The organism is Bacillus carboniphilus (assembly GCF_020524035.2).
GTDB lineage: Bacteria > Bacillota > Bacilli > Bacillales > JAIVKR01 > Bacillus_CC.
This window is the reverse complement of record NZ_CP129013.1, coordinates 12,909-33,534: the sequence shown is the minus strand read 5'-3', so window position 1 is coordinate 33,534 and position 20,626 is coordinate 12,909. Positions and strand designations below refer to the sequence as shown.

Genomic DNA, 20,626 nt, shown 5'->3' with positions numbered 1-20,626 from the left:
AGAGCGCCTATCATGTAATAGACGCTCCTTGTTTTCATTTCCAACTTTCAACTGTTAGTTCAATCGCTTCTTCTCCTGTCCCCTTTGTAAACGTGCGGTTTGAAATATCACTTCCACTGCTACTTACCTCAACAGCTGACCAGCTTCCTTGTGTAAATTTAAACTGGATTGTCGTACCTTGACTCAATTGTAACTTCATTTGATAAGCTCCATCAGATGTTTCTTGTAATTCATAGTCTTGATCTGCCGGATTCCAATGATTAAGTGAACTTGCTAAATAAATAGCTTCCGTTGAATTTGGTGCATGTACTTTCATTGTTAGAGAATTTCCTGTTGTCGGCTCACCTTCGATCATGACACCATCGATTAATGTCCACGTTCCTTGTGAGAACAAATAATTGCTGCCATTATTATTATCCCAGTTTCCATGTCCATCATTGAATACAGCTTCAAATTCATCCAAATCATCCATGTTAATAGTTATTTTCTTAAAGCCATCATAACTTGAATCAGCCATTGCTACTCCAGGAACCGTTGTCCAAGTATGATCTGATTGACGATAATGAATATTTGTTTGGTTATCAGACTTATAATATATCGTGACTTCTTTTCCATTTGTCGTTGTTACTTTTACTTCTTCACTAAGTGAAGACTCATTCCCTGCGTTATCTTTGGCACTTACTTTGTACTGATAAGTGGTTTTCGCTTTTAACCCACTATCTGTGAAAGATGTCCCTGTTGTTGTCCCAATTAGCTTTCCGTCACGATACACGTTATATCCTGTCACCCTATTGTTATCTGAAGAATCACTCCAGCTTAAAGTAACAGATGATGATCCAACAGAAGAGGCTGTTATATTTGACGGTGTTGTGGGTATTTCTGTATCATTATCTGGGTTATTATCGTACCATGTTGTTCCATCAAACCACTTTTCACCCTGTACTAACATTCCTGATTCATTTTGAGCGGGTGTTTGATTTCCTAAATCATCTTTAAAAATGACGTAAGCGCTCTCAACATATTCCGTGTTGTCATCTACAATTGTATACGTATACCAACCATCACCCTCATCTGTCATAGTAGGAGCAGTAGCCCACGACGGTTCCGATATTTTTGGATCCGTACCATAATAAAAGAGTTGTGGCGAGCCCCATCCACTTGGGAGTTTAAAGTGAACTATTAACTGTTCTTGTTCTACTTTTTCAAACGTATAGCTTTGCGAGATGTTTCCATATTCATTAGTTGCATACAATCTCAACGTCACTTGATCACCAATATCCATCCCCTCACCAATTGAAATGGATTTTCCGTTTGAATAACGTTTACCATTTTCAGCAGGATCGCTACCATCTAGAGTGTAATATCCTTGATCTGTATTGGAAACAGATAACGTAACTTCAATTTTTTCTTCATGAAATTTGCCTCCTTGTTGAGAAGACGAAACAGCAGGATAAGGAGTCTCTTCTTCCTCAATTAAGATGACACCATTGCTATGAGCAGTGAATGTGACTTTTCCATTTTCGACAGTCGCCATATTTCCTGTATAGAAATCCACTACGTTTGTTCCATCTACAAATACGGATGATACATCCACTGTTGTTGAACCAGCTGCTTCAAACACAGCTACCACTTTGTCCGTTACACCATTATGATCATAAGTACGACTAAACGTGTATGGTGAGTTAGACATTTGATTATGATTTCCTGCTCCTACTGCAATATGCTTATTTCTAAATTGACCAAGCTTTTGCCAATGTTCTAACACGTTCGTATTAATAGAATCCCAATTCATATCTGAACGTGTTTGAAAATCAGACCATGTTGCAGAATAGTCAATTGGACGAGCTGTTTCGTCACCATAGAAAATTTGCACTCCACCTGGAAGCATGAAAAAGGCGGTACCAGCATCAATCATATCTCCTCGATAAAGACTCGTATCATGTGAAGATATGTAACTTAAAACATTAAAGCTTGAGTCACTATTAATGGAAGAAGCATAGCTAGAATATATGTTTTCAATGTTACTTAAGTTTCCAGCCGATCCCTGGTAATCAAAGTTTATAACAGAATCGAACCCATTATTAAAATAATCACTTTTTCCAACTCCGTGACCCCAAACTTCACCCGTCATCCAAAAGTCTTCCTCATCTAATGCTTTATCAGGATTATTCGTTTTCCATTCTTGAAGCGCAAGCGTTGCTTCTGCTTTTAAACGACCCCAGTCTTCAATATTGACATGTTTAGCTGTATCTGCTCTAAATCCGTCCACTCCATATTCTCGTACCCAATCTGTTAACCATTTAATAATATAGTTATCGGGTGTTCTTTCGTAACCTGTGCGGTCAAAAAATGCATCTAATTCTGCACGCTCTTTGATCTCTTTTTCATCGTCCCATTTCGTTTGTAAGATCTTAGGTAGGTCAACACTTGAAGTCGCTTCTGTTTTAAAATCTGGTAATCCAGCAAGTGTCATCGTATAATCATCACTACCACCGTTCTGATAACCAGCTACACCAGCTCGTACCCAGTCACTACCCCACCATTTCGACCAGCTATTACGATCGGTAGTATTAATATAGTTTCCATACGTATCGTAGTGTGCTTCATAATCTGAAGAATTGTAGTAATAGTTATACCAATCCCCTTGTAAAGTGCCAAAACCAAATTCATTCATATCTTTCATTGAATAATAGCCTGCATGGTTCATCACTATGTCAAAAACAACACGAATCCCTTTTTCATGAGCCGTATCCATAAATGATCTTAAGTCTTCTGCTGTTCCCATGTTAGCATCCACTTCTGTATAATCGAGAGGATAATAGCCATGGTAAGAATAGTGACGGAAATTCTCTCCACCAATCCATCCGTGAATTTGTTCATAAGGAGCCGTGATCCAAAGAGCATTAACCCCTAAATCTGTAAAATACCCTTCGTTAATCTTTTTAGTTAACCCTTTTAAATCTCCCCCGTGAAATGTCCCTTCTTTGTCCTTATAGTCGCTATACGTATTTCCATTTGCATCTTGTTCACGACCGTAAGAGTTATTATTGCTTTCATCCCCATCTAAAAACCGGTCTGTTAATACAAAATAAACGGTTGCATTATCCCAAGAAAACGTTCCTTCTTCTGCTTGTGTGCTCGCAGCTTCTACAACAATTGGCTCGGCTACTTTTTGTGGTAAAAATGAAAATATTAATGCAAAAATCATCGAGACTATAAACAGCTTTCTTCCCCGTTTCATTCTATCACTCCTAAAATATTAAATTTTATGCAATCGTTTTCATTATTAAGCAAAAAAGTGATATACCTTATCTTCAACTTTATTTATGTAATAAACAAGAAGCATTTAAACTGTTCAATAACAGAAATTCTCTAATCTAATCATTAATAAAGTGTGTTAGTGGCACACAAAAAGTAAACATAAAAGTCTTCCTTTCTTTGTTTTTTGAAAATTTCAAGAGAATTCAAGACTCCTATGGAAGAATGCGCTAGGCAAGATCCCCACAGAAAGAGAAAACCTCCCTATTCTCCTGAGGAAAGCGTAGGTCTCTCTTTTTATATTTTACTTTCAAATATATTTAAATATAATGAAAACGTTTGCACTAATTATTTTACCACTCTTTATCATTAGCTGTAACCCTTAAATATTTATTTAGGAGTAATTACACTGAAAACTACCTTTAATATGTAAGTATAGGTTTGTATGGTTTTAAACTATTAAATCAATGTTAATTAGCTAAGTTTTTTTATTAAAAAAATGAAAGGAATGAGTATATTCCGCAAAATAAAAAGACCACTTTCATGGTCTTTTTAAGCATACTTTTTCGTTTCTTCTTTTCTAAAAAAACTCTTCATTGCATGATACACGTCTGCTTTTTGTTTTAATATATAATAGCGAAATTTTTCATTTTCAATATTTTTATAAGCCGTCATTAACGTAGAGTGACGATTGTATTGATTGACTTCCCCATAACCAAAAATATTCGAATGTTTCATTAGTTCTTCAATCAACTTGACGCAACGCTGATTATCTGATGTTAAATTATCTCCATCTGAAAAATGAAATGGATAAATATTATACTGCGAAGGTGAATATTTATCATTGATAAGCTTCAGTGCCTTTTTATATGCAGATGAACAAATGGTTCCTCCACTTTCACCTTTGTTAAAAAACTCATCTTCTGTCACTACTTTTGCTTCAGTATGGTGTGCTATAAATTCAATTTCGACTCGCTGATACTTTGTTCTCAAAAAACGTGTCATCCAGAAAAAGAAACTTCTAGACATATATTTTTCCCATACTCCCATGGATCCACTGGTATCCATCATAGCAAGAACGACCGCCTTGGATTCAGGTTTCTCTTTTATATTCCACGTCTTAAATTTTAAATCCTCGGGAAAAATCGGATGAAAGGCTGTTTTACCTCTAAGTGCATTTCGTTTATACGCTGACATCATCGTTCTTTTTTTGTCAATGTTCCCCATCAATCCTGTTCGTCTAATGTCATTAAATTCGATATCTTCAACTAAATTATTATCCCGCTCTTTTTCCATTAAGTTAGGAAGCTCTAACTCTTTAAATAAGGCTTCTTCTAATTCCATTAACGAAACTTCTGCTTCATAATAATCTTCACCTGCTTGGTCTCCTGCTCCCTGACCTTTTCCTGCACCTTTTCGTGATTGACCACCTGGATCTCTTGCAACTACATCTCCAACTTTACTCTTACCGTCGCCCTGACCAACATGCTTATTTTTATCATAATTATAACGAATTTTATACTCATCTAATGAACGAATTGGGATTTTGACGACATCCCTTCCATTTGACATGACGATGTTTTCTTCAGAGATTAAATCAGGTAAATTATTTTTAATCGCATCTTTAACTTTTTCTTGGTGACGAGTTTGATCATCATGTCCTTTTCGATGGAGGGACCAGTTTTCTTTCGAAATGACAAAGTTTTTATCGGCTGACAAGGTAATTCCCTCCTTTTTAAGGTTTGATCATAACTGTTCACACTCATCAAAATAAAAAATATTGAACATTTTTTAAAAAATTGTTCACAAATTCATTGTCTGTGCATAAGGTAATGAGTGTGAGAAACAAAACAATCATTTAAAACACCACGAAGATTTGATAAATACCAACACATCTTCCTTTGACATCATTTGATTGGAATTACTTCATACTATGCAGAAAATTCTGAATATTGACAGGTTTCCTGCTAAAATAGGCTTATTTAATTGTAATTTTCATAAAATAAGCTTTTTTCCTATATCCTTAACTGATCCCTATATGTCTGTATGTTTATGCTTCTCTTTATATATATATGAATTTGTACAACTCTGAAAATGATAAAAAAGCAAGATCTCCTTCCACATAAAGAATCTTGCTTTCTTACATTGAACTTTGATAAGACAAGATGGGAACATATAATTCGGTCAATCATCACCCCTTTCTATTTCTCTAGTTCAGATACTGTTACAAACTGATACCCTTGTTCCTTTAAAAAAGGAAGTATTAAAGCTAAAGCTTCAACCGTCCATTCATAAATATCGTGAAGCAAAATGATGGAGTGATTTGTTACATTTTCTATGACTAACCGAAAGATTGACTGGGAATCCTTCACTTCCCAATCCATTGGATCAACATCCCATAATATTGGACGCTGCTTAACAACCCTTTCTACCTCATAATTAGTTGAACCGTATGGAGGTCGGAATAAAATTGTTCTTTCTCCAGTAATCTCCTCTATTACATGAGACGTTTCATTTATTTGAAAAATGACTTCTTCCTTTGATAACTTTGTTAAATCTTTATGATTCCACGTATGATTCCCAATTTCATATCCCTTATCAACTAAAGATTGAACAACCTCTGGGTATAACTCGACTTGAGCTCCGAGCATAAAAAAGGTGGCATTCGCATCATATATTTCTAATAGTTGAATAATTTCTTGTGTATAGGTTCCATGTGGACCATCATCAAACGTTAAGGCTATTTTTTTTTGTGATTTTGCTCGTAATGGGCCATCCACAACTCTTCGTTTAAATGAAAAATGATTAAATAATGGAGTATCACTATGCTTTATCACCCATATCGGGCTCTTGAGGTCATCAATGTTTGAAAACCTATGATTAATTGTGCTAGAAGTTGTGTTTTTCGTATCATTATTATTGAATGTATTCACTAAGCAACCTGTCATAAAGACACATATTAAAAATGTAACCATCTTTGGAGTGGTTTTCATGGAGTGTCCTTATCTCCTTTATTTCTTTAATGTTACATTATAATGTCAGTCATGTGACCAATATGTTACTTTTTTATAAAAAAAGACAGGGTCTAAAATAGACCTGTCTTAAATAGAATACAATTTTCTTAGTTTATCTGTTTAATAGGCTACCAACATATTTAAGCAGTTCATTGGCTGAAGTCGAATTATATCCATGATCATCAATTAATCTAGCTACAACTTCATTAATTTTTTTCAACTGCTGTTCATCTGGTGTTTTCGTAGAAGTTGTAATCTTCACAACATCTTTTAAATCAGCAAATAGTTTTTTCTGAATCGCTTCCCGTAAACGCTCATGTGAATTGTAATCAAACCGCTTCCCCTTTTCTCGCATAAGCCGAAATACGAATAAGAATTTCCTCACGAAATGATTTCTTTGCATTTTCTGAAATCCCTATTTGCTCCTCAATGGAACGCATAAGCTTTTCGTCCGGATTCATTTCTTCTCCTGTTAACGGATCACGAAGTTTATTTTTATTACAATACGCCTCTACATTATCGAGATAATTATTCATCAATGTTTTTGCTGACTCTTCATAAGAATACACAAAAGCTTTTTGTACTTCATTTTTAGCAATATCATCATACTCTTTTCGTGCAACAGAGATAAAGTTTAAATATCTTTCTTTATTTTCTTCTGTAATGGATGGATGTGCAGCCAAACCATCTTTCAAAGATCTCAACACGTCAAGAGCATTAATGGATGGTGTTTCTTTACGAATAATGGTTGAAGAAATTCGATTAATGACATAACGAGGATCAATTCCACTCATCCCTTCATCTGAATATTCGTTTTTTAACTCATCAACGTCCACTTGATTAAATCCTTCAACACTTTCTCCATCATACATTCTCATCTTTTTAATTAAATCGATATCGCCTCTCTTAGGGTCTTTCAATCGTGTTAAAATGGTAAACATCGCTGCCACCTTTAATGTGTGCGGAGCGATATGGACATCAGAAACATCACTTTCCGATATCATTTTTTTATAAATTCGTTCTTCCTCTGATAACCTCAAGTTATAGGGAACAGGCATAACGATAATTCGAGAGTGCAGCGCTTCATTTTTCTTATTAGCAATAAATGAACGGTATTCGGTCTCATTTGTATGAGCGACAATTAATTCGTCAGCGGAAATAAGAGCAAACCTACCCGCTTTAAAATTCCCTTCTTGAGTTAAGGATAAAAGGTGCCATAAAAATTTTTCATCACACTTTAACATTTCTTGAAATTCCATCATGCCGCGATTGGCTTTATTTAATTCTCCATCAAATCGATAGGCTCTTGGATCAGACTCAGATCCATATTCAGCGATTGTTGAAAAATCAATACTTCCTGTTAAATCAGCAATATCTTGAGATTTTGGATCAGAAGGGCTAAATGTACCAATCCCTACCCGTTTATCTTCAGAAAAAAATACACGTTCTACTAGCACGTCTTCAATTCTTCCATGATATTCTTCTTCTAATCGCATCAAATTTAATGGAGATAGGTTTCCTTCAATACGAATTCCATACTCTTGATAAAAATCTTCTCTTAGATGATGGGGAATTAAATGCAACGGGTCTTCATGCATCGGACACCCTTTAATGGCATAAACAGCTCCTCGATCCGTATGAGAGTATTCTTCTAGACCTCTTTTAAGCATAGAGACCAGCGTTGATTTTCCCCCGCTTACAGGACCCATTAATAAAAGAATTCTTTTTCTTACATCTAATCGCTTAGCTGCGGGATGAAAATATTCTTCAACAAGTTTTTCAAGTGCTTCTTCTAAGCCGAATAGTTGTTGATCAAAGAAAAGAAATTTTTTATCCCCATTTTCCTCTTCAATACCTGCATCTTTCACCATATTATAAACCCGAGAATGAGCAGATTGAGCGATCCATGGTCGTTCCTTAACCATTCTTAAATAATCTTCAAAAGTGCCTTCCCACTTTAATCTTTGCTCTTCTTCTCTGTACTTTTCAATTTTTCTTAAAATATCCATGATAGGACCTCCTCCATTGTTCTTAATTTGAACAAACCTCTACGATAGAGAAGTGGAAATAATACTATACTCTATGCGTGGATGTCCCCTATCATGTTAGAAAAATTTATGTACAAAATGTCAAAACCTTTAGTCGATGTTCACACGCCCTAGATGTTCATGTATAATAAAGAAAAGGAAAAGAGCCTCTTTAACCAAGCCACAAAACATGGTACACATTAAAAGAGTGCACAAAAAACAAGTCTCTATACGCTGGAGCTAGATAGCCTTGATTCGGCATGCTATCACATTTAATTAAAGGAGGGGAAAAAATGAAACTAGCCCTAATTTTAGGTGTCTGTTTAGTATTTTTAATGGCGATTTTTTCTGCTGGTTACGACGATAAGCCTGACATTAACAATAAATAATCCTACATAAAAAGCCTACACATTAATGTGTAGGCTTTTTACCTTCATGTTGAACTTATTCTTCATTTGTTAATATAATTGCTTCTAATGGTGGTTGTCCGTTTGCAAATCCTACAGGTAAGAGCGTATAAACAACACCATCTTCAAACTCTGTTTGCGGCAAGATCATAATTTTCTTATCTGTTCCCGCTTCTCTCAAATTTAAATCATAGCTTCCAGGATCTAAATCTTTATATTTTGTAATATCTTTAAATTTTACATTTTTAAATAAAACGTTCCCTGTTTTCTGTGCTACATCAACAGGCGGAGCATCAGGCGAGAAATGCCCAACTCGCACCTTAGCTTTTCCAGCTTGAGGCTTTGCACTGTCATCTATTAGAGCCAGTTCAATACTGTCTAGTTTATTAATAGCTGCAACCGTTTGTTTTGAACCAGGTTTTAATCGCACCTTTTTCTCGAGCACCGGCTTACTCTCATCCACCGTACCACTTGCGAATATTTGAATCTTATGCGGTCCTCTTTTTAATTCTAAGTAATCGGTCACATCTTTATATTTTGCATCTTCAACGACAACTTCTCCATCAACTACCACATCTACACTTGGAGCATCAGGTGACGCATGTAAAATACGAACTTTTGCCATATCAGCAGCAAAAGCATTTTGCACAAAGAGTAAACTTATGATTAGCGAAAGGGACAACAATACAAGTTTCTTCATGAGAAAACACTCCTTCTATGTATTTTGATTCATGTACTATGTTGTCTTAAATATTCAATTATATTCCTATCGTTCTCTAATTTCAGAGAAAAAAATAAAAAAACCTTAAAGTGCGTGTTCAAAAAGTAGGGGAAAAAGAGAAGAGAAGTCGAAAAGTGTCATGGCCTCGCTCAGCCACGACAACTATAAGGCGCGGAGAAAAGAAAGATGTTCTTTATCTTTTGTTCTACCTGACTTATGACCTCGAGTGGCTAGGAGCTGGAGCTAGACAGCAATGAAAGCACCGTCCAAATAAGGACAGATTTTTATGCTTTCTTACTCTGTAAAAAAAGCTCAATTCAATTGAATTAAGCTTTTTCGCAAAGTTATTATTTTAATCCGGGGTATTGCTGTTGGCGCAATGCTTCATATACCAGGATTGCTGCAGTATTTGACAAGTTCAAAGAACGAACATTTTCTGTCATTGGCAGGCGTAAACATTTATCCATATTGTTTTCAATTAATTCATCGGGCAACCCGTTCGTTTCTCTTCCAAAAACAAAGAAATGATCTTCTTCTGTATTTTCATATGAAAAATCTGTATGAGCTTTCTTCCCGAATTTCGTAATCAAATAAAAATTTGCTTCATTGTATTTTTCGAATAGCTCATCTAATGAATCATAGTATTGAACATTGACAAACTCCCAATAATCAAGGCCTGCTCTTCGTAGCATTTTATCATCTGTTGAAAACCCTAAAGGTCTAATTAAATGTAATGTTGTGTTCGTTGCAGCACACGTTCTTGCAATGTTACCAGTGTTCGCTGGTATTTCTGGTTGATATAATACGACATGTAGTCCCACGTTTTTCACCTCATCCAAAGTTTACAGCTGTTATTATATCACGTCTTGCTCCCCCTTTACTTTAGCATCGTCTTCAATCCGTAAAAATTTATAGCGAATGTCTTTTGTGTAAGCAGTAGAATCCTCGTATGACCAGTATCGCATTCGGCTATTATACGTTTGAGCGTTAACAAGAGGCATGTCATTGTCATCCTTCGCCACGACAATGGTCGTATGATTAAACCTTCCATCCCCTTCAAAGTCATAGCAAATAACATCACCTGGAGATAGTTGTGAAGGATCGTCCAATTGCGTTGCTCTTAGTCCACTTTTACTATTAGGTAGAAACATACTCATTGCATGAGCGACTGTCCAACTATAGCTCCACGAACCAGACTGCATCCACCATCCTTTCGTACGATTAGGATATCCAATCATCATAGCATCACCTGCATACAAGCATTGAGAGACAAAATTAGTACAATTGACATCAAAGCTATGAAAGCTAGCATTTGTATCATTCCACCAACGCTCTGCATATTGCACAGCTGCTAACCGATCATAGATAAAGGGAGCTTTACGTACGTTATCATCTGATTGAAGAGAAAATCCTTGATCAATACCTTTAAACGGGTAAGTTTCACAGCATTCATCCATAATAAGCTGCTCTTTTCTAGACAAATGTATTTTTCTTAATTGTTTATATTCCTCTATATAAAAGTACTCACTTTGCTTGTTTACTAAGCGAACCTTCAACTGATATGGAATAACACGCTTCCCTTCTTGCCCTTCTTCCTCCTCTGGAGTAATTTGTGCAACCGCTTTAACAATCTCTACCCCTCTTTTATTTGCTAACTCCTTTCTTAATTGAAAAGATTTTATATTTGAAATAGATGAGATTTCTGTTCCTTCTATATCCCCTACTAAAAACTGAAGATGTTTTTCGGTCATTTTTTTGATTGCTTCTATACTCATGAACAACCACCATCCTTATTAAACAATATGATGGTTACTCTCCTTTACATGCTTCCAATAGCTGAATTCCTTTTTGAATCTCATTTCTAACCTCTTGATCTTCTTCTAGTTCCAACCTCTTTTCTAGAACGGCTAAATAGTCTTTCTGACCGATCTTCCCTATCGCCCAAGCCGCAGTACCTCGAATAACAGGTCTAGGATCGTCATTCAATAATTTCTCAAGAATCGGTAAACTTGCTTCATCCTTAAAATGTGCCAATGCAATGATCGCATTTCGTTGGATCGGTTTTTTTCCTCTCCATGAACCAGAGACATGTCCGAATTTTTCTTTAAACTCTCGGTTACTCATTGTCAATAACGGCTTTAAACTCGGTTTCGCTATTTTAGGATCCGGCTCCATTTCAACATGAAAATGAAAGTCCTTCCCTCTATTTTCTGGACAAACGGTTTGACAAGTATCGCAGCCATATAGACGGTTACCTATTTTTTTTCGATATTGATCGGGTAAGAATCCTTTTGTTTGTGTTAAAAAAGCAATACACTTTGAAGAATCTAATTGCCCTCCTTGAACGAGAGCACTAGTAGGACAGGCATCTACACATTTATTACACGTTCCACAGCCTTCTTCAATTGGTTGATCTGGTTCAAATGGGATATTCGTAATTAACTCTCCTAAGTAAACATATGATCCAAACTCAGGCGTGATAATCGCACAATTCTTTCCACTCCAACCAATTCCTGCTCTTTCTGCTACCGCTCGATCACTCAACTCGCCCGTATCGACCATTGAAAGAATCTTTGCTTCTGGATATTTATCTTTTATAAAGGCTTCAATCAAATTCATCTTTTCCCTTAAAAGGAGGTGATAATCCTTTCCCCAAGAAGCTCGGCAAAAAATCCCCCGTCTGTCGTCCTTCGTACTTCGCGGAGGTTTTTTCATTTTAGAAGGATACGCTAGCGCTATTGAAATAATAGAACGAGCTTTCGGTAGCAAAAGTTGAGGAGTCGTTCTTTTTTTTATATCCGATTCTTCAAATCCTGATTGATAACCTAACTCTTTTTGGTCAATTAACCTTTGTTTTAACGTTTCAAACGTATTAGCCGAAGCAAAACCAATCTTATTAATCTTTATTTCCTTACTATAGTTGATTAACTCTTTTTTAAATAATGTAACGTTCATTAAGACTTCCTCCTTTCTTAAGGACTGTTTATATGAGAGAATAATGTATAAAAATTCAGGAGGGATAAATTTGAAGATATCGTTAAGTAACGACCTTATAACAGCCATTCCTCAATTCCAATTAGGGGTTATTTATTATCATAATATTACAATAGATGAATCCCCTCAAATGGTTAAAGGAAGAATGTTGTTTTTCCAAGAAACACTCTATACAGATATAGTTGATCTAGACATTTCATCCATAAAAGAAGTACAGGGCTGGAGAGCGATGTTTAAACAGGTTGGTACAAACCCTAGTCATTATCGTCCCTCAAGTGAATCGCTTTTAAAAAGAATAAAAAAGAGACAGTTTCTTGAACCTGTTCACTCGGCCGTAGACATAAACAACCTTTTTTCCCTTGAATACAAGATTCCTCTAGGCCTATATGATTTGGATAGGCTTAAAGGAGATCTCACTATAGGAATAGGGTCTAGTACTGAACAATATGAAGCAATAAATGGGAGAGAAATCTCTTTGGAAAACAAGCTCATTTCAAGTGATGAGCAAGGACCCTTTGGTAGCCCCTACGTCGATTCAAAACGTTCCATCGTTACTAAAAAAACAAAAAATGCATTGCAACTTGTTTATTTTTTACCCCAAACCACTATGGAAGACGCTCATAGAATGATTTTATCTATAGAAAAGCTCTTCTCACAAATAAATGGTGGAGAATCAAAAAAGTGAAACCATAGTAGGGTGAAATCCTACTATACTACATTAAAAAACGCAATGCTTCGTTTGGCTAATGAAACGAAACACTGCGTTATATGTATTAGTATGGAGCGGGTGATGGGAATCGAACCCACGACATCAGCTTGGAAGGCTGAGGTTTTACCACTAAACTACACCCGCAAGTGGAACAATTATTATATTATCAAAACTATTTATTATTTGCAACATCTTTTTTAATAAAACGACAATTTTCTATAAAATATTAGTTTCCTAAATAGTAGTGGAATATAAAATAAGTTAAAAGTCTATAAATGCCTTGTTCACCCATGTTTAGCTTTTTAAAAAGTAACGTCATCCCTTTCAACTTTAGATATTTCTAGGATTGTTCATTTGAATTCTGACATGCTAAACAATCTTGTCGACATTGATCTCGATCAACAGGGCGAAATAACGCACACACATTTCTACAAAATCTTTCACAACTAGGTTGTGGGCTTGTACCTACAAAACTATACACTCTATTTTTGCTTATTCTACCCGTTTTCTTTTTTCTTTTGCACTTTTGATACATTGAATCACTCCTTCCTTTGTACCAACTTTTTAAAAAAATTTTTAAAAAACTCCGCTCATGTCTATACGTGACATTCACCTATTGAATATACATAGTGAGTAAAGAGGAGGTGCCTTACATGAGTGAACCAGTAGCAGGTTTAGGAACAGGTCTTGCGTTTATTATCGTTGTCTTTGTACTGTTAGTTATTGTGGGTTGTGTTTGCACAGGGGGATATTTTTAATAGCTAATACTGAAAAAATTTACATTAATTAACTAAAATCCCAGTATCAAAAAAACAGATCTTCATACTTTATTACTCTGTGAAATAAGGACGAATGATTCAATCATTCGTCCTTTCTTCCATTTAATAATCGCCTCTCCAGTCATCAAGACAACCACAATCATCGCCTAACCAGTCTTTACACTTTTTCTTCTTGTATTTCCAATCTTTTTTCCACTCTTCATATTTTCCTTTTTGATATTCCCATTCTTTTTCCCATTGTTCACAGCAATGCTTTTTATGGTGTTTATATTTGTCTTCCCAATACTTCCAATCTTCTTTACAACAATCTCTTCCATAGTCACGATCAGTATAGTAATCCTTCTGCCATACCATACTTCCACTCATAGCAAATACTCTGTCTTTTTTATTATGCTTAGTAGAACCACCAGATAACTTTTCGTGGATGAATCCAAAATGTTGTTTTCGATAAGACACAAGCTTCCCCCCTTTCTACCTGTATTCCTTACATCATATGCAAAATTATCATGCTCGCTTGTGCATATGACGGGGGAAGATACACATTTCTAATAAAAAGGTCAGATTCTATCATTCACCTAAAGATGCTACTGTACATAATTGGAAATTTCATCAACTTATTATTTTATCCAATAATTACACGTTCTTTTGGATAATGATATGCAGCTTTTTCACTTTTAATCCTTATCATAAATAAAAATGAAAAAATCCCAATTCTTCCAATAAACATAAGAAAAGTGATCACAAGTTTACCTCCAGAACTTAACTCAGGAGTAATCCCTAATGTTAATCCTGTCGTCCCAAATGCAGAAGAAACTTCGAATGCAATTTCAATTAGAGTAAGTGATGGTTCAATATACGTTAATAAAACAACAGAAAAGCTACAAATTAATATTGCAGTTGTAATCACGACAAATGATTTATGTATATCTTCTTTATCAATTTCTCTTCTGAAAATCTTAATCGATTGTTCTCCTTTAGCAAAATTAAATATGGATAAAGCCATAATGGCAAACGTTGTTGTTCTTATTCCCCCTCCCACACTACTTGGGGAGGCACCAATAAACATTAAAAAACATATAACAAGCAAGGTTGGTGTAGAAAATTCACTCACATCCATTGTCGCTAGACCACCATTTCGTGTGGTTACCGATTGGAATAATGAATAAAAAAAAGACTCATGCCAAGATTTATTAGCAAAATAGTGCTTAAACTCTAACAAGTAAATCGCAATCGTTCCAAAAACAATTAAAAGAAAAAAAGTGCTAGTCGTAAGTAACGTGTATAGTGAAAATTTATATCGATATTTCCCTTTATGCTTTAAAAACTCTCGTACTTCAATTAATACTGGAAACCCAATGGCTCCTAAAATCAATAACACCATATTAATGAACTGAACAAAATAATCATGAGCAAACGGCACTAATGAAGAACCTGTTATATCAAACCCAGCATTCGTTGTCGCACTAACGGAGGCAAACAAACCTTGTAAAAATGCCTCTTGCCAAGTATCATAAAATTTCATGAAATAAACACTTAAAATTATGGCACCTACTGCTTCAATCGTAAGAATAATGACTAAGATTTGCTTCATTAATCGGACGAGGCCACTAATTGTTGAGCGATTTTGATCAGTCATAATTAATTGTCTTTCTTTTAATCCGATCTTTTTCCCAAACATAAGCCATATAAACGTTCCAAGTGTCATAATACCAATTCCTCCAAATTGAAGGACGAACATTAATATAAATATACCAAAAACATTAAAAGTTTCTGATGTAGGTACCACAGTTAACCCTGTCACACTAATCGCGCTCACCGCTGTAAACAAGGCATCAATAAAAGTCCACTCTACACCTGGTTTATGGGCAATAGGTAGACTCAAAAGACTTGTCGATACAAGTACTGCTGTAAAATAAAAAAGCACAATTAATTGTACAGAAGATAAATTCGTGTATTTCTTTTTCTTTTTTTTCTTATTCATAACTTCACAACCTTATGTCATCATGACAATATCATATAGCAAATATCGTGTTTTGAAAATAATATTTTAGCAACACGAAATTTCTTTTTAGAAACTTTCAGCTGTTCTTTTTAGTAATCCCCTATTCCTACTGTGATCACTTCTTTTTTATGAAGAAGAAGGAGAATTTTATTTTAGTATAGAAGAGGACAATAGAGCAGGATGGCTATAGACTACTAAGACAGAAGGGAATATATGTTCATATTCGGTCTTCTATTATTTCCGTTATTTTTGTATTGTTTATTTATATCATTGAAGTTTATACATGGAGAAGAAGGGGATACAAGAGGCAAATCTAATAAAACAAAAACCGAGTAAGAAAGCCTGCTCAGTTTAGATTTCTGAGGATAGCGAAGTTACTTTCGTTATAATTTCAAGAATTCATCATAGGTGCTGATTATTGATGACAGCAAGTATCTTACGTCCTTGTGTCATTTTTACGTTAACAAGCGACAATCTCTTTAATCATAAACTCCTTACCCGATAATATTTCAAAATACAGACCCTTACATTTTGGACATATTTTATCTTCCTTAATGAGATTATAAACAGAGTTACATGTTTTACAAAGGGCATTACCAGGCAGAATTTCAATTTCTAATTTCGTATCCTTCAACATTGTACCGTCAACAGCCGCTGGATAACAAGCTTCGATATATCTAGGGATTAATGTCGAAAGCTCTCCCACTTGTAGAACTAAAGTATCTATATTCGTAATTGCTTCTTCTTTTGCAAATGCTTCAACAGATTTAACAACCTGTATAATTACGGTTAATTCATGCATGCTTAATCACCCTTTTGTATAAGGATTAAGAACGGAAGAACCGATTTCTTCCGTTCTTTTTGAAAACTGTTATTTCTCGTCCTCTTTTTTAAATACAGACTTAATGCTTTTTGGTATGTTATGAGCCGCTATTTTCACTTTCCGTTTGACCATATATTTTTTAATCGTTGGTTTCATTTCTTTTAACTCTACACCTGCTGCATCATATTGTCTCACGAGTGAAACAGCATCAAATCTACATTTTGTTACACAGGCTCCGCATCCTATACATTGATATGGATCAACGACTGCAGCCCCACAGCTTAAGCAGCGCTCTGTCTCTTTCATGACTTGTTCTTCTGTAAAAGTAGAACGCATATCTTTAAATGATTGATCAGATTGCATGCCTGTTTCAGGGGCTGTAGTTTGTCTTGGGAAGTCGATCATATCCTTGTAAATTCACATTGCCTTTATCAAATGAACGATAATCTCTTATTGTACGACCGAAAAGTAAATTTTGTCCTGGTTGAACGAAACGATGAATAGATATAGCACCTTCTTTTCCCATAGCAATCGCATCGATCGCAAATTTAGGACCTGTTAATACATCACCACCAGTGAAAACATCTGGTTCATCTGTTTGATACGTGACAGGATCTGCTTTGATCGTTTTATTGGCATTTAATTGTATATTGCTACTCTCGATTAATTGACCCCAATCCATTTGTTGACCAATTGATATGAGAACGTTGTCCGCCTTAATGACTTTTGTATCGTTCTCATCAAATGTTGGTTTGAACTTGTGATGTTCATCGAACACAGACGTACATCTCTTGAACTCTACACCAATCACACGGTCATTTTCTGTAATGATTCGTTTTGGCCCCCATGAATTATTGATGATAATGCCTTCCTCCATTGCTTCTGTTCGTTCTTCTTCTAACGCAGGCATATCATCCCATTTCTCCAAACTGAACATATTTACTTCTTGAGCTCCGAGTCTCGTTGCCGTCCGTGCTACATCAATCGCGACATTTCCTCCACCGATGACAATTGTGTTTCCGTCTAGTTTCATGTCTTTATTAAAATGAATATCTCGCAAAAAATCTACACCTGTACTTACTCCATGTGCCTCTTCACCTTCTAAACCAAGTTTTCTTCCAGCTTGAGCACCAATGGCTAAATAGAAGGCTTTAAAGTCTTGATCCCTTAATTTATTAAGAGTAACATCTTTCCCTACTTCAATACCTGTTTTAAATTCAACCCCTAATTCTTTCAAAATATCAATCTCTGCTTCAACAATTTCTTTTTCAAGTCTAAAAGAAGGAATACCAAGAGTAAGCATACCACCGAGGGCTTGTTGTTTTTCAAAAACGGTTACCTTGTAACCTTCAATTGCTAAATAATAAGCACAAGAGAGACCGGAAGGACCAGCTCCAATAACAGCTATTTTTTTGTCATAGTCATGTTTAATAGTTGGAATAAAACGACGGTCTTCATTTAAGTCTTGTTCAGCAATAAATTTTTTAATTTCGTCAATAGCAATTGGATCATCAAGGTCCCCTCTTGTACAAGCGGATTCACAATAACGAGGACAGATGCGTCCGCATACAGCTGGGAATGGGTTTTCTTTCTTAATTAATTCTAGTGCCTCGGTATATTTGCCTTGTGAAGCGAGTTTAATATAACCTTGAATACCTATATGAGCTGGGCATTCTGCTTTACAAGGACTTGTGCCACCTTCTACCACTACTTTTCGGTTTACACGATAATCTGGATTCCATTTATCTGGTCCCCACTCGGTATGATAAGGATATTCTCTTTTTTGTTCAGGAAGCGGATTTACTTCACATAACTTTTGCCCTAGTGTTAATGCATTGGATGGACAATTTTCCACACATTCACCACAAGCAACACATTTGAGTGTATCAATTTGAGCTACGTAATTGGAACGAAGATTATCAGGGCTTTGGAAGTAGTTAGCATGCCTTAAGGCAAGACAGGAACACCCACAACAGTTACATATTGCGTGTGTTTTACCTGGACCATCTGTGTTCGGAATTTGGTGCATAAGACCGTCTTCTTCCGCTTTACGAATCACTTCAAAGGCTTCTTCGCGAGTAACTTGTTTGCCTCTTCCGGTCTTAATATAAAATTCAGCTGCTTCACCCATCTGAATACAAATATCTTCTTTTAAGTGACCACAGCCTTCACCCATTGATTCCCTTACCGCCCGGCAAGCACAATCTGATACAGAAAAAACTTCATTTTCATTTATATATTTCGACACTTCTTCATAAGAAGCTCTTCTTGATTCACCATGAATCGCACTTTCAATAGGAATAACACGCATTAATCCTGCACCAACTGGTACATTACCTGCTAACATAGCCCCTTTTGTTCGTGAATATTCTTCAAAGCACTCAGCAATCTGTGGATATTTTTTAACGTTTTCCTTGTTAACGACCATAAACTCCATTACACCAGGAATCCATAATTCTAGCTGAAAACGATCAACACCATCTTTAGGTGATAAACCAACCACACCATCCATCGCAAGTTGGTGGAGAATTTCGTCCACTCGATCTAATGGCATTCCACAAATAGAAGCCACCTCTTCAACCGTTTTAGGCTTTCTTAATTCAAGACAAAGGGCCACTTCTGCCATTTCATCTGTCACAACAGGTTCCAATATACGATATTCAGGATCTTCAGGTTTCACTTCGAATCTTGAGCCTGGCTTTGCTCTACTTATCTTATTTGCAAGGTCAAGCACCCTTTCTTTTACCATAATAACCAACCCCAATGAAGATTATTTTTTAATACCATCTGGGATAAAACAATAATAATGATAAGTAAGTAACAACCATATAAGTACTAACGCCTCATGATGATTTTATCTCGTTACAATTTTGAGGAAAACATCATCAGCAAGTGAAAACTTTAAAGCTAGCATAACGTATTCATCTCCGTTCTAAGACAGGCAATATATCATAATTATTCAGGAATATTCAATAAGTACAACTACGTTCTTTGGCAACGATAATGCTAGCATTTTGTGAAAACACTCCAATTGTTTTCTTCCCTCGTAAAGACATCTTAAAAACTATTGAACAACCTCTTCTACACTTAAGTTCATCCAATTTTTAACTTCTTCTCGAATCCACTCCACCCACTCGTCTATACCTTCTCCTGTTTTAGCACTAATAGGTATGACTTTAATATTTGGATTTATCTTTTTAACACGCTCTTCAAGAGCTTGTAAATCAAAATCAAATATTCCGATTGCGTCCATTTTATTCACTAATAATATATCAACAATGGTGAACATAAGTGGATATTTAAGAGGTTTATCATCTCCTTCAGGTACACTCAAAATCATCGCATTTTTTGATGCACCTGTATCAAATTCAGCAGGACAAACTAAATTACCCACATTTTCCAAAATAACAAAATCAATCTCTTCCGTTCCTAAACCTTCAAGTCCTTGTTTCGTCATGTCAGCATCTAAGTGACACATTCCTCCTGTATGCAATTGAATGACTTTTGTTCCTGTTTCCGAAACCGTTTTGGCATCCACATCTGAGTCAATATCAGCTTCTAAAATTCCGATGTTCATTTCTTTTTTTAATGCCTCAATTGTTCTTAATACCGTTGTTGTTTTACCCGATCCTGGTGAAGACATTAAATTCAATAAAAAAGTTTTGTCTTTTTTTAATTGTTCCCTAAGTAAATCAGCCTGATGATCATTATTCTTGAATACGCTTTCTTTAATCTCCATCACTTTAAAAGCCTTCATTTTTTTTCCTCCTCAATTAATCATCAATGCTTTTTAGATATAACAATTCTTTTACACTTCAAGTATACCATTTGTATCCAAATGTAAATGAGTATAAATTGTGAACATTTTCACAATATTTGAGGTACTTCGACA

Annotated in this window: 15 protein-coding genes, 1 tRNA gene and 1 pseudogene; 2 read left to right on the top strand and 15 right to left on the bottom strand. The window is 35.5% G+C overall.

Features of this window, described 5'->3' with window-relative positions:
• Positions 1 to 34: 34 nt before the first annotated feature.
• The 8 genes and pseudogenes from LC087_RS00215 to queG form a co-directional block, all read right to left on the bottom strand.
• Positions 35 to 3,241, bottom strand: coding sequence for an alpha-amylase family glycosyl hydrolase (locus LC087_RS00215; RefSeq protein ID WP_226539466.1), 3,207 nt, complete (start codon positions 3,239 to 3,241; stop codon positions 35 to 37).
• 569 nt (positions 3,242 to 3,810) lie between these two features.
• The gene (gene yhbH, locus LC087_RS00210) at positions 3,811 to 4,983 is read right to left on the bottom strand and encodes a sporulation protein YhbH (RefSeq protein WP_226539511.1); all 1,173 of its coding nucleotides are present in this window, start codon (positions 4,981 to 4,983) and stop codon (positions 3,811 to 3,813) included.
• 476 nt (positions 4,984 to 5,459) lie between these two features.
• Positions 5,460 to 6,251 (bottom strand): polysaccharide deacetylase family protein, encoded by a 792-nt coding sequence (locus LC087_RS00205; protein WP_226539467.1) that lies wholly within the window; start codon positions 6,249 to 6,251, stop codon positions 5,460 to 5,462.
• 133 nt (positions 6,252 to 6,384) lie between these two features.
• A pseudogene (locus LC087_RS00200) lies at positions 6,385 to 8,197 on the bottom strand (PrkA family serine protein kinase).
• A gap of 546 nt (positions 8,198 to 8,743) precedes the next feature.
• The gene (locus LC087_RS00195; RefSeq protein ID WP_226539469.1) at positions 8,744 to 9,406 is read right to left on the bottom strand and encodes a DUF4397 domain-containing protein; all 663 of its coding nucleotides are present in this window, start codon (positions 9,404 to 9,406) and stop codon (positions 8,744 to 8,746) included.
• A gap of 368 nt (positions 9,407 to 9,774) precedes the next feature.
• The gene (gene trmL / locus LC087_RS00190; protein ID WP_226539470.1) at positions 9,775 to 10,257 is read right to left on the bottom strand and encodes a tRNA (uridine(34)/cytosine(34)/5-carboxymethylaminomethyluridine(34)-2'-O)-methyltransferase TrmL; all 483 of its coding nucleotides are present in this window, start codon (positions 10,255 to 10,257) and stop codon (positions 9,775 to 9,777) included.
• A gap of 24 nt (positions 10,258 to 10,281) precedes the next feature.
• On the bottom strand, positions 10,282 to 11,202 hold the full coding sequence (locus LC087_RS00185; protein WP_306019797.1) for an amidase domain-containing protein: 921 nt from the start codon (positions 11,200 to 11,202) through the stop codon (positions 10,282 to 10,284).
• A gap of 34 nt (positions 11,203 to 11,236) precedes the next feature.
• Complete coding sequence (queG, locus tag LC087_RS00180; RefSeq protein WP_226539472.1) at positions 11,237 to 12,382, bottom strand: tRNA epoxyqueuosine(34) reductase QueG; 1,146 nt, start codon at positions 12,380 to 12,382, stop codon at positions 11,237 to 11,239.
• A 70-nt stretch (positions 12,383 to 12,452) separates the two neighbouring features.
• Here queG and LC087_RS00175 point away from each other — a divergent pair, with 70 nt between their 5' ends.
• A complete protein-coding gene (locus LC087_RS00175; protein ID WP_306019796.1) occupies positions 12,453 to 13,106 on the top strand; it encodes a B3/B4 domain-containing protein in 654 nt (217 codons plus the stop codon).
• Positions 13,107 to 13,200: 94 nt separating this feature from the next.
• Here LC087_RS00175 and LC087_RS00170 read toward each other — a convergent pair.
• Positions 13,201 to 13,274: transfer RNA gene (locus LC087_RS00170), tRNA-Gly, on the bottom strand.
• Between the two features lie 509 nt (positions 13,275 to 13,783).
• Here LC087_RS00170 and yjcZ point away from each other — a divergent pair.
• Complete coding sequence (gene yjcZ / locus LC087_RS00165) at positions 13,784 to 13,888, top strand: sporulation protein YjcZ (RefSeq protein WP_226539476.1); 105 nt, start codon at positions 13,784 to 13,786, stop codon at positions 13,886 to 13,888.
• A 123-nt stretch (positions 13,889 to 14,011) separates the two neighbouring features.
• Here the strand turns inward: yjcZ and LC087_RS00160 are convergent, their stop codons facing one another.
• The 6 genes from LC087_RS00160 to hypB form a co-directional block, all read right to left on the bottom strand.
• Complete coding sequence (locus LC087_RS00160; RefSeq protein ID WP_226539477.1) at positions 14,012 to 14,365, bottom strand: hypothetical protein; 354 nt, start codon at positions 14,363 to 14,365, stop codon at positions 14,012 to 14,014.
• A gap of 166 nt (positions 14,366 to 14,531) precedes the next feature.
• The gene (locus LC087_RS00155) at positions 14,532 to 15,890 is read right to left on the bottom strand and encodes a TrkH family potassium uptake protein (protein ID WP_226539479.1); all 1,359 of its coding nucleotides are present in this window, start codon (positions 15,888 to 15,890) and stop codon (positions 14,532 to 14,534) included.
• Between the two features lie 481 nt (positions 15,891 to 16,371).
• Positions 16,372 to 16,713, bottom strand: coding sequence for a hydrogenase maturation nickel metallochaperone HypA (locus tag LC087_RS00150; RefSeq protein WP_226539481.1), 342 nt, complete (start codon positions 16,711 to 16,713; stop codon positions 16,372 to 16,374).
• Between the two features lie 69 nt (positions 16,714 to 16,782).
• Positions 16,783 to 17,139, bottom strand: a complete 357-nt coding sequence (locus tag LC087_RS00145; RefSeq protein ID WP_306019795.1) for a 4Fe-4S binding protein — start codon at positions 17,137 to 17,139, stop codon at positions 16,783 to 16,785.
• Positions 17,105 to 19,483 (bottom strand): FAD-dependent oxidoreductase, encoded by a 2,379-nt coding sequence (locus LC087_RS00140; RefSeq protein ID WP_306019794.1) that lies wholly within the window; start codon positions 19,481 to 19,483, stop codon positions 17,105 to 17,107. Before LC087_RS00140 ends, LC087_RS00145 begins: the two co-directional genes overlap by 35 nt.
• A 315-nt stretch (positions 19,484 to 19,798) precedes the next feature.
• Positions 19,799 to 20,491: a hydrogenase nickel incorporation protein HypB gene (gene hypB, locus LC087_RS00135; RefSeq protein WP_226539485.1), complete on the bottom strand. Its 693-nt coding sequence runs from the start codon at positions 20,489 to 20,491 to the stop codon at positions 19,799 to 19,801.
• Positions 20,492 to 20,626 lie beyond the last annotated feature (135 nt).

Excerpts from the sequence above, each read along its gene's own strand:
- LC087_RS00215 (WP_226539466.1), bottom strand. The coding sequence starts at position 3,241 with ATGAAACGGGGAAGAAAGCTGTTTATAGTCTCGATGATTTTTGCATTA.
- LC087_RS00205 (WP_226539467.1), bottom strand. The coding sequence starts at position 6,251 with ATGAAAACCACTCCAAAGATGGTTACATTTTTAATATGTGTCTTTATG.
- LC087_RS00195 (WP_226539469.1), bottom strand. The coding sequence starts at position 9,406 with ATGAAGAAACTTGTATTGTTGTCCCTTTCGCTAATCATAAGTTTACTC.
- LC087_RS00185 (WP_306019797.1), bottom strand. The coding sequence starts at position 11,202 with ATGAGTATAGAAGCAATCAAAAAAATGACCGAAAAACATCTTCAGTTT.
- queG (WP_226539472.1), bottom strand. The coding sequence starts at position 12,382 with ATGAACGTTACATTATTTAAAAAAGAGTTAATCAACTATAGTAAGGAA.
- yjcZ (WP_226539476.1), top strand. The coding sequence starts at position 13,784 with ATGAGTGAACCAGTAGCAGGTTTAGGAACAGGTCTTGCGTTTATTATC.
- LC087_RS00155 (WP_226539479.1), bottom strand. The coding sequence starts at position 15,890 with ATGAATAAGAAAAAAAAGAAAAAGAAATACACGAATTTATCTTCTGTA.
- LC087_RS00150 (WP_226539481.1), bottom strand. The coding sequence starts at position 16,713 with ATGCATGAATTAACCGTAATTATACAGGTTGTTAAATCTGTTGAAGCA.
- LC087_RS00145 (WP_306019795.1), bottom strand. The coding sequence starts at position 17,139 with ATGATCGACTTCCCAAGACAAACTACAGCCCCTGAAACAGGCATGCAA.
- LC087_RS00140 (WP_306019794.1), bottom strand. The coding sequence starts at position 19,483 with ATGGTAAAAGAAAGGGTGCTTGACCTTGCAAATAAGATAAGTAGAGCA.
- hypB (WP_226539485.1), bottom strand. The coding sequence starts at position 20,491 with ATGAAGGCTTTTAAAGTGATGGAGATTAAAGAAAGCGTATTCAAGAAT.